Source organism: Devosia sp. (genome assembly GCF_028290645.1).
Lineage (GTDB): Bacteria > Pseudomonadota > Alphaproteobacteria > Rhizobiales > Devosiaceae > Devosia_A.
This window is the reverse complement of the sequence record NZ_JAQGJL010000197.1, coordinates 1-9,767: the sequence shown is the minus strand read 5'-3', so window position 1 is coordinate 9,767 and position 9,767 is coordinate 1. Positions and strand designations below refer to the sequence as shown.

Annotated in this window: 10 protein-coding genes and 2 tRNA genes; 9 read left to right on the top strand and 3 right to left on the bottom strand. The window is 65.9% G+C overall.

Annotation, left to right across the window (positions count from 1 at the left end; all coding sequences use genetic code 11):
- The 4 genes from JWQ89_RS10960 to JWQ89_RS10945 form a co-directional block, all read left to right on the top strand.
- Positions 1 to 462: isocitrate/isopropylmalate family dehydrogenase (locus JWQ89_RS10960; RefSeq protein ID WP_299640924.1), on the top strand; the 462-nt coding region annotated here is incomplete at its 5' end.
- Entirely contained in the window at positions 462 to 1,430 is a 969-nt protein-coding gene (locus tag JWQ89_RS10955) for a glycosyltransferase family 8 protein (RefSeq protein WP_299640922.1), read from the top strand. The genes JWQ89_RS10960 and JWQ89_RS10955, both read left to right, overlap by 1 nt.
- Before the next feature lie 159 nt (positions 1,431 to 1,589).
- The gene (locus JWQ89_RS10950; protein ID WP_299640919.1) at positions 1,590 to 2,570 is read left to right on the top strand and encodes a DMT family transporter; all 981 of its coding nucleotides are present in this window, start codon (positions 1,590 to 1,592) and stop codon (positions 2,568 to 2,570) included.
- The gene (locus tag JWQ89_RS10945) at positions 2,571 to 3,530 is read left to right on the top strand and encodes a DMT family transporter (RefSeq protein WP_299640917.1); all 960 of its coding nucleotides are present in this window, start codon (positions 2,571 to 2,573) and stop codon (positions 3,528 to 3,530) included.
- 3 nt (positions 3,531 to 3,533) lie between these two features.
- On the opposite strand, the gene alaS is transcribed toward JWQ89_RS10945, so the two are convergent.
- Together alaS and JWQ89_RS10935 are read right to left on the bottom strand one after the other, a co-directional pair.
- Positions 3,534 to 6,176: an alanine--tRNA ligase gene (gene alaS, locus JWQ89_RS10940; protein WP_299640915.1), complete on the bottom strand. Its 2,643-nt coding sequence runs from the start codon at positions 6,174 to 6,176 to the stop codon at positions 3,534 to 3,536.
- 405 nt (positions 6,177 to 6,581) lie between these two features.
- Positions 6,582 to 7,205, bottom strand: a complete 624-nt coding sequence (locus JWQ89_RS10935) for a cold-shock protein (protein ID WP_299640913.1) — start codon at positions 7,203 to 7,205, stop codon at positions 6,582 to 6,584.
- A 224-nt stretch (positions 7,206 to 7,429) separates the two neighbouring features.
- Here JWQ89_RS10935 and JWQ89_RS10930 point away from each other — a divergent pair, with 224 nt between their 5' ends.
- From JWQ89_RS10930 to JWQ89_RS10910, 5 genes are all read left to right on the top strand, one after another.
- Positions 7,430 to 7,711, top strand: a complete 282-nt coding sequence (locus JWQ89_RS10930) for a hypothetical protein (RefSeq protein ID WP_299640912.1) — start codon at positions 7,430 to 7,432, stop codon at positions 7,709 to 7,711.
- Between the two features lie 125 nt (positions 7,712 to 7,836).
- Entirely contained in the window at positions 7,837 to 8,256 is a 420-nt protein-coding gene (locus tag JWQ89_RS10925; RefSeq protein WP_299640910.1) for a VOC family protein, read from the top strand.
- 119 nt (positions 8,257 to 8,375) lie between these two features.
- The gene (locus JWQ89_RS10920; RefSeq protein ID WP_299640908.1) at positions 8,376 to 8,825 is read left to right on the top strand and encodes a D-Ala-D-Ala carboxypeptidase family metallohydrolase; all 450 of its coding nucleotides are present in this window, start codon (positions 8,376 to 8,378) and stop codon (positions 8,823 to 8,825) included.
- Positions 8,826 to 8,913: 88 nt separating this feature from the next.
- Positions 8,914 to 8,988: transfer RNA gene (locus JWQ89_RS10915), tRNA-Glu, on the top strand.
- Between the two features lie 60 nt (positions 8,989 to 9,048).
- Positions 9,049 to 9,123: transfer RNA gene (locus tag JWQ89_RS10910), tRNA-Glu, on the top strand.
- 180 nt (positions 9,124 to 9,303) lie between these two features.
- On the opposite strand, the gene JWQ89_RS10905 is transcribed toward JWQ89_RS10910, so the two are convergent.
- Positions 9,304 to 9,603, bottom strand: a complete 300-nt coding sequence (locus JWQ89_RS10905) for a hypothetical protein (RefSeq protein WP_299640906.1) — start codon at positions 9,601 to 9,603, stop codon at positions 9,304 to 9,306.
- Between the last annotated feature and the right edge of the window lie 164 nt (positions 9,604 to 9,767).

Genomic DNA, 9,767 nt, shown 5'->3' with positions numbered 1-9,767 from the left:
ATGGTCGCCTCGGCGCTGAAATGGTCGGGCGGCTATGTATGGGCCTGCAAGAACTACGACGGCGACGTGCAGTCCGATACCGTAGCCCAAGGCTTCGGCTCGCTCGGGCTGATGACCTCCGTGCTGATGACCCCCGATGGCAAGATCGTCGAGGCCGAGGCGGCGCATGGCACCGTCACCCGCCACTACCGCCAGCACCAGCAGGGCAAGGAGACCTCGACCAACTCCATCGCCTCGATCTTCGCCTGGACCCGCGGCCTCGCCCACCGCGCCAAGCTCGACGACAACGCCGAACTGATGAACTTTGCACTGACCCTCGAAAAGGTCTGCGTCGATACGGTCGAATCCGGCCAGATGACCAAGGACCTCGCCCTGCTCGTCGGCCCGGACCAGAAATGGCTCTCGACCCTCGGCTTCCTCGACGCCATCGACGCCAACCTCAAGAAGGCCATGGCGGCCTGATGCACGCATCGACCGGCGGTGCAGGCGATGAGATCATCGTCTGCACCGCTCTCGACGAGAATTATCTGCCGCTGGCGCCCATCGTCGCGACTTCGATCGCGGCGAGTGCGGCGCCTGGGCGCCGCGTGGCGTTCCACATCCTCTACGATGGACCGGACAACTGGGTGACCCGGCGCCTGTTGCGCTGGCGTCATCCGGCTGTCGAAGTGGTGCTGCATCGGCTGCAGAACCCCTACGCCGGCTTCGGCGAGGTCAGCGGGCTCCCGCCGTCGACGCTCTTCCGCTTCGTCGTCCCCGAGGTGCTGGAACGTCTGGACCGCGCTATCTATCTCGACGCCGACCTCATCGTCGAAGCCGACCTCGGCGAACTCTACCATTCCCCACTCCACGGCAGGCCGTTGGGCGCGGCGCTCGACATCCGCGTTGTCGACGAGGCCATCAATCCGCTGCCCGAGTGGCGGCAGCGACGCGAGGCAATGCGCAACTACCTTGTCGGCACCCTGGGCTTCGACGGCCCGGACTCGATGCGCGGCTACGTGCAGGCAGGCGTCGCCCTGCTCGACCTCAGCAAGCTGCGGGAGCTCGGCTACACTGCGCGGATGATCGACACGATGCGCCGGCTAGGCGACGCGCTGCGGCACGCCGACCAGTGCGCGATCAATGCCGCGTTCGTCGGCGAGATCACCATCCTCGATCCACGCTGGAACGTGACGCCCGAAGCGTTGGCCGTCGGCATGTGGGACAATGTGGCCCCCGAACTCCGTCCAGCGGTCGCCAGCCAGCGTCGAGACCCGCGCATAATACACTTCGCCGGACGAAAACCCTGGCGGCGCCGCAGCATGACAGCAGGCGATCGCTGGTGGCGCCACGCGCGCCGCTCCGGCGTCGCCCACCACTTCGCACGTCAGTATCTCGTGGATCGAACCTGGGGCAACCTGGCGAAGCTCCTCCGCAGCAGACGCAGCTAGCTTGTCCAAGGCCCGGCACCGCCGTGGCTGCAGCCGGTTCGATTAGAGACGAAATAATTAGCCACTGTGTCGTTCGCACCATCGACGCGCCCGGGGACCGCAGCGTATACGACCTGACATACCAGTTGACGCCCTCCCGCTTCGGATACCCCCCCACAGATGCCCGCCGGCGTCGCCTTCTCGCTTGTAGCGTACCTTCTCTATTCCTGTTGTGACGCGATCATCAAAGGGTTCGGGCTAAGCCTCTCCGTCTTCGAGATCGCCTTCTGGACAGCGCTGTTCTCCTTCCTGCCGGCGATCTTCACCAAGCCAAAGGGCGAGCACTGGCGCCATTTCCACAACATGCGCCACCCCTGGCTGGTGCACTTGCGCAGCCTCACCGGGGTCATCGGCAATCTCTGCATCATCTACGCCTTCACCCATATTCCGCTGGCGGAGACCTATTCCATTGCCTTCCTCGCGCCGATCTTCGTGGTGGCGCTATCGAAGACCATCCTGCGCGAGCACGTCACCTGGCAGCGCTGGTTCTTCCTGGGCGCCAGCTTCTGCGGCGTGCTGCTCGTCGTGCGTCCGGGTTTCCGCGAGCTGCAGCTGGGGCACCTGCTGGCGCTCGGCGCCGCACTGATGGGCGCGATCACCACCACCACGCTTCGCAAGGTCGCCCCGGTCGAAAAGCGGGTCAGCCTCCTGGGGCTTCCGCTCGGCTACATCGTGATCGTCAACGGCCTGCTGATGATCCCCACCTTCACGATGCCGACGCTGCACGAGTTCGCGCTGCTGCTGACCATCGGCGCGCTCGGCGGCACCGGCAACATCGTGTTCATCGCCGCGACGCGCCGCTCCCCGGTCAGCCAGATCGCTCCGGCGCAGTACAGCCAGATCGCCTGGGCCATCGTCTTCGGCGCCATCTTCTTTCACGAATTCCCCGACACGATCGCCTGGTGCGGCCTCGTCGTCGTCGCCTTCGGCGGCATCCTCAACGTGATGTCCGACGAGACGCGCATCCGCATCTTCTCCCGCCTCTCGGTGTTCGGCCCCGCCAGCGTGATCTCGGAGGTGAGCGCGCCGTTGGGCGACGACGCCAAGCTGCCGCGCCGCGGCGAGGCGGATGACGAAGCGACCGCAACGACAGGCAAATAGATGCTCCGCGCCCTGACCCCCGCTTCTCTCGGCGTACTCTGCGCGCTCGTCGCCTACGCGGTCTATTCGACCGCCGACGCGCTGATCAAGGGGCTCGGCGCCGACCTCAGCGTGTTCGAGATCGGCTTCTTCACCACGCTCTTCTCGATCATCCCGGCGCTCTTCACCAAGCCGAAAGCCGAGCGCTGGCGCGACACCTTCAAGCTCAGCCGCCCGTGGCTGATGCTCCTCATCGCCGTCGCCCGCACTGCCAGCGCCATGCTGATCACCTACTCCTTCGTCACCATCCCGCTGGCCGAAGCCTACTGCCTCGTCTTCCTCATCCCGGTGCTGACCATCATCCTCTCGGTGCTGGTCCTCCACGAGCGGGTCAGTATCGACCGCTGGGCGCTGGTGATCATCAGCTTTCTCGGCGTGCTGCTGGTGGTCCGCCCCGGCTTCCGCGAGCTAGAACTCGGCCACCTCACGGCGTTCGGCTGCGCCATCAGCGCCGCCATTTCGGTGACCGCAATGCGCCTGGTCTCGAGCCACGAGCGCCGGGTCAGTCTCTTCGCGCTGCCCGGGCTGGTGACGCTGGTCGCCAACGTCGTCGGCCTCGCCATTGTCGGCTTCGCCTGGCCGAACTGGCTGCTACTGGGCGGCTTGCTGGTCTGCGGCGTCCTCGGCGGGGTCGGCTATCTCCTGCAGATCGCCGCCGTGACGCTGGCGCCGGCGAGCCGCATCGCGCCGATGCAATACAGCCAGGTGATCTGGGCGCTGCTGTTCGGCGCGCTGTTCTTCGCCGAAGTGCCCGATGCTCTGGGCCTCGCCGGCCTCGGCGTGGTGGTCGCGGCCGGCCTCGCCAATGTCTTCAGCGACGGCGCCCGCGCGCGCATCGCCGGCCGCTGGGCGGAGTACAGAGGTCGGCGCGAACGCACCGACCCGACCGGGCTAAACGGATCAGGCCCCGACCCGGTCTAGCCGTCAGAGCGCCGCGCGCACTGCTGCGATCGCCGCGTCGGCCTTGCCGCCATCCGGACCACCGCCCTGCGCCATGTCGGGCCGGCCGCCGCCGCCCTGCCCGCCCAGCGCCGCTGTCGCCAGCTTCACCAGTTCGCCTGCTGCATAGCGCCCGGTCAGGTCCTCGGTCACCCCCACGGCCACCGTGCCGCGGCCATCGTCGCCCCTCAGCACCACCGTGACGACGCCCGAGTTGATCCGTTTCTTCTCGGTATCGACGAGGCCCTTGACGTCCTTGGGCGAAATCCCCTCGACGGCGCGGCCGACAAAGGTGATCCCGTTGACATTGTCGTCGGCAGCCGGGGCGCTTGCCGTCTGCCCGCCGCCCAGCGCCAGCTTCTTGTTGGCCTCGCTGAGCGCACGTTCGGCCTTCTTGAGGGTTTCCTGCAGCGTCTCGATGCGCTCGAGCACCTCGTGCGGGCCAGAGCGCAGCAGGCCTGCGGCGCTCTCCACGATGCGCACATTGTCGTCGCCGCGATGCCGCGCGATCCTGCCGGTGACGGCCTCGATGCGCCGCACGCCGGCAGCGACGCCGGCTTCTGCGACCACCGAGATCAACCCGATATCGCCCGTGCGGCGCGCATGCGTACCGCCGCACAGCTCGACCGACCAGCCGAGCCCGTTGCCAGTGGGGAGGCCCATCGAGACGACGCGCACTTCATCGCCGTACTTCTCGCCGAACAGCGCCCGGGCACCGGAGGCCTTGGCGTCGTCGACGCTCATCAGGCGGGTCTCGACCGGGGTGTTCTGCAGCACGATGTCATTGGCGATGTCCTCGATCTCGGCCAGTTCCTGCGCCGAAATCGGCTTGGTGTGCACGAAGTCGAAGCGCAGCCGGTCGGGCGCGACCAGCGAGCCGCGCTGCGCCACGTGATCGCCCAGGACGATCCGGAGCGCCTCGTGCAGCAAGTGCGTCGCCGAGTGGTTGGCGCGGATCGCCGTGCGGCGGGCGTGGTCGACATGCAGCGCCAGCCCGAGGCCGCGCGTCAGCATGCCCTCCTCGACCTTCACCTGGTGCGCGAAGACGCCGTGATGCCGCGTGGTCTCGTTGACCGTCACCGCCACGCCGTCGCCGACGAGCCGCCCGGTGTCGCCCACCTGGCCGCCGCTCTCGCCGTAGAACGGGGTCTGGTTGAGCACCACAAAGCCCTCGTCGCCGGCGACGAGCCTTTCGACTTCCCTACCGTCCTTCACCAAGGCGACGATCTCGCCTTCCGCGTCCTCGGTCTCGTAGCCGAGGAACTCGGTCGGACCGACCTTGTCGGCCACCGCGAACCACACCTGGTCGGTCGCGGCCTCGCCGGACCCGGCCCAGCTCTTCCGTGCCTCGGCCTTCTGCGCCGCCATCGCCGCGTCGAACCCGGCCGTATCCACGCTGATGCCGCGGGTGCGCAGCGCATCCTGCGTCAGGTCGAGCGGGAAGCCGAAAGTGTCGTAGAGCTTGAACGCGGTGCCGCCGGCCAGCACGCCGCCCTCACCGAGGTCCTTCGTCTCGTCGGCGAGAATCTGCAGGCCACGACCGAGCGTCTTGAGGAAGCGGTTCTCCTCGAGTTCCACCGTCTCGGTGATCATCGCCTCGCCGCGCACCAGCTCGGGATAGGCCTGGCCCATCTCCCGCACCAGCGTCGGCACGATCTTGTGGATCGTCGGCTCGGTGGCGCCCAGCAGCGTCGCGTGCCGCATGGCGCGCCGCATGATGCGGCGCAGCACATAGCCGCGCCCTTCGTTCGAGGGCAGTACGCCCTCGGCGATGAGGAAGCTCATCGAGCGCAGGTGATCGGCGATGACGCGGAGGCTCGGGTCGGTGCTGTCGCCCTCAAAACCCGTCGCCTGCTGCGCCGACGCGATCAACGCCTTGAACAGGTCGATCTCGTAGTTGTTGTTGGTCCCCTGCATGACCGCGGCGACCCGCTCGAGCCCGGCGCCGGTATCGACCGACGGCTTGGGCAGCCGGATGCGGGAGCCGTCGGCCAGCTGCTCGAACTGCATGAAGACGAGGTTCCAGATCTCGACGAACCGGTCACCGTCTTCCTCCGGCGATCCCGGAGGGCCGCCCCAGTACTTGTCGCCGTGATCGTAGAAGATTTCGGAGTTGGGGCCGCAGGGTCCGGTGTCGGCCATCTGCCAGAAGTTCGACTTCGCGCCCAGCCGGACGATCTTGTCGTCAGGCAGTCCGGCGATCTTCTTCCACAGCGCGTGCGCCTCGTCGTCGTCCTCGTAGATGGTGACCGAGAGCTTCTCCCGGGGCAGCTCCCACTCTTTGGTGAGCAGGTTCCAGGCGAGGTCGATCGCCTGCTCCTTGAAATAGTCGCCGAACGAGAAATTGCCGAGCATCTCGAAGAAGGTGTGGTGGCGCGCCGTGAACCCGACATTGTCGAGGTCATTGTGCTTGCCGCCGGCGCGCACGCATTTCTGCGAACTCGTCGCCCGCGAATACGGACGCTTCTCCAGCCCGGTGAAGACGTTCTTGAACTGCACCATGCCGGCATTGGTGAACATCAGGGTCGGATCGTTCCGCGGCACCAGCGGGCTCGAGGCGACCTCCTCGTGACCGTTCTTCCCGAAGTAGTTGAGGAAGCTCGACCGGATATCGTTCACGCTCGTCATTTGAGGTCTCTTGATAGACAAAAGGCGAGGCCACGGCCCCGCCAGGAACAACAGGAAACGCCTTCTATCGCGGGGGTCCCGCTCATGTCCAGCACAGGGTGCGGTGAGAGGCCGAAATGCGAATGAGGCGGCCGCCGGCGGCTGGGTGAAGCCGGAGTGACAGCCGGGCGGGTGATGGTCCGAGCGGCTTGCCGCCAGCTCGATATCATCCCTACGAAAACAGGGACCCACCTCTCAGCTGGGCGGGCCGTGAAATGGGTCCCTGAGCTCTCAAACTGTGTGCAACACCTTGTTAGAGTGGTCGTATGGGCGACAGATACAAGGACCCCATCCGCAGCCCGCGTCGGAGGACTCTCGCCGGGATAACACCGAGTGAACGGAGAAATGGGCGCTGCCGTGCCCGCCTCAGTGCGAGGATGGGGCGTCGCCCCAGCCGTCTGGGCGGATTTCGGCGACCATCAGGCCTTTGGGGCCTTGCCCGTAGCGCACCAGCACGTGCTGGCCGGGGCGCAACTCCGTGATGCCGAAGCGGCGCAGGGTTTCCATGTGGACGAAAATGTCCGGAGCGTCTTCGCCGGCCGAGAGGAAGCCGAAGCCGCGGATGCGGTTGATCCACTTCACCACGAGCCGCACCAGCCGGCTGGGCGGCTCGACCGTGACGTGGGTGCGCGGCGCCGGCATCTGGGCCGGGTGCTTGGCGGTCGAATCGTCCATTGAGAGGATTCGGAAGGCCTGCAGCCCGCCGGGCCGGGCCAGGGCCTCGACGACGATGCGCGCGCCTTCGTAGGCGGTCTGGTAGCCGTCGCGACGGAGGCAGGTGACATGCAACAGCACGTCCGGCCGGCCGTCGTCGGGGACGATGAAGCCAAAACCCTTGGCGACGTCGAACCATTTGATCGACCCCACCACCTCGATAACGTCGAGCGAGGCATCGCCGCCGCTCTCTGGTACCGGGTGCTGGCCGAGTGGGGCGGACTCGTCCGTCCGGAACCCGGGTCCATCACCGTCGGCTGTTGATTTGGCCCCCATGCCCTCAAGCCTTTTCGTACTCGCCCCGCCGCTAAGTCGGGGTACGCTACACAGCAGGCACTGTGTCCGATTCATGGTCGGAAGTTAAGAAGCGTTTACACATTACGCAGGGTTTTTCGCAGCCCGCGGGGCAGGTGCAAGGCTTCTCCCCGAAAACTGACCGATCCCAAGGTGGCAGGATGCACTGGATGCTAGGTCCGGGGCCTCTTGGAGTGGAGATCGGCATGTACATCGTCATCCGGCGCTATACCGGCGTCATCAAGCCCCAGGACGTCATCAGCCGCGTCACCAAGGACTTCGTGCCCATCATCTCGAAGACCGAGGGATTCCGAGGCTATCACCTCATCGACACCGGCACCGATGTCCTCGCCAGCGTAACGATGTTCATGGACAAGGCCGCCGCCGACAACTCGCTGCTGGTTCCCTCCAACTGGATCCGCGACAGCGGCGTCGCGGCGCTGCTGCCCAACCTGCCGCAGGTCACGCCGGGCGAGGATGTCGCCTAGCCCGTCGTTACCCTAAAGAAGCACCGTTTCCTCCAGTCGGGGGCGTTCTCTCGCGCCCCGAAGTCGAATACGGGTATGGCGGGTTGCGGGTCGCCGTAGCCAACCAATCTCCTGGAGGACCAGACTTGAAATATCTCCACACCATGGTGCGGGTCACCGATGTCGACGCCAGCCTCAGGTTCTATCGCGACGGGCTCGGGCTCGAGGAAATCCGGCGCACCGACAACGAGAAGGGCCGCTATACGCTGATCTTCCTCGCCCCCAAGGGACAGCACGAGACGCCGGTCGAGTTGACCTACAACTGGGATCCCGAGGTCTATACCGGCGGGCGGAACTTCGGGCACCTCGCCTACGAGGTCGAGAACATCTACGATTTCTGCAAGCACATGCAGGACCTGGGCTACACCGTGAACCGCCCGCCCCGCGACGGCCGCATGGCGTTCGTGCGCTCGCCCGACAATATCTCGGTCGAGATCCTGCAGGAAGGCGCCGCGCTCGCGCCGGCCGAGCCGTGGCTGTCGATGCCCAACACCGGCGTATGGTAACCGGCCGCTAACCAGTCGGCTTAGCCGGCGGTTAGCCAACACTTTGTAGCTTCCCCGTCAAGCGCCGGCCGGGCAAGGCCGGCGCTCAGCCCGCATGGATCGCGGCCGGGGAAGTGACGATGATACGACTGATCGCGGCGCTGATATGCGCGTCGCTGCTGAGCGGCTGCTTCTTTGTGGGCGGCAGCGAATCCTACAGCGGCTACACGCAGCGCGCCGGAATGTTCCTTGCCTCGAGCGACGTCGACAATTCCTGCATGTCGCCGCGCCTCAAATCGGCGATAGCCTCGTTCGAGCGCCATTTCGGGCGCCGGATCGTGGTCAACTCGGGCTATCGCGATCCGATCCGCAACATCATCGGCGGCGGCCAGGACAGCAGCTACCATATGCGCTGCATGGCGGTGGATTTCTTCATTCCGGGCGTCAGCAAAGCCAGCCTCGTCGCCTTCGCCATGCGCAACAACCAGGTCGGTGGTCTCGGCTGTTATCCGGGGCGCGACTTCATCCATGTGGACGTGCGCGACCGGCCGCGCGGCTGGAACAAGCCGGTCACCTTCTCGGGCTGCTGAAAGCGCCGAACGGGCTGGAAATTGCCCGAATATGCCCGAATATGCTCTTGCCAGCCCGGATGAACCTCCCTATACGGACGCCACCGCGGCGCCCTTCGTCTATCGGTTAGGACGGCACCCTTTCACGGTGCAGAGAGGGGTTCGACTCCCCTAGGGCGCGCCACTTTCCCCTCATGGGCCGGTGGTTGACGGGATGGCGTTGATCGCCGATAAGAGTTCCTCCGCGCCCATCGTCTAGCGGTCAGGACACCGCCCTCTCACGGCGGGAACAGGGGTTCGATTCCCCTTGGGCGCGCCAATCTTTTCAATGACTTAGCTTGCATTCGCTCAGTTCCGTGTAATATCCGTTGAATAAGCGGACGTGCACACGGCTGGACGGATCGGGGTATGCGATCCCCTGCCCCCGACAAGCAAAAGACCCGCCGCCCTTTTCGGGCAGCGGGCATAAGCCGTTGATATCGATGGGTCGAGAAATCGGCTAGGCCGCGCGGCGCTGGGCCTGCATGGCACGCCGGGCGTCGGTCCTTAGGTCCGTGTGCACGAACAGCGACTCGCCGTCGGTGCCCCACTCATAGGTCACGCGCGCCGGGTCGAGGTCGCCGGCGTCGTCGGCCCGGTTCGCCTCGATCGCCCCGCGGTACTCAGCGTGAGTGTCGGCGAGGATCCGTGCGGGGTCGTTCCAATCTTCGACGATCCAGTCGAAGCCGCCCGGTAACGCGTAGAGCTCGGCCTCCATAGTTGCATCAGACAGATTCGTGGTATTAGGAGAGTTGGTCATTCAGGGCCTCCATCGGGCTTTGAGTGTCAAGGGCCGGTTCGATGCGTCAACATCGGATCGGCCCGCCTAACCTGCGCCCGTTCGCAGGAGGGCGCAAGGCAATGGCGTTATGTCGGCGTGACTCCGAAAGATCAGGATGAGGATGCTGGCGGACCGCATAGAGC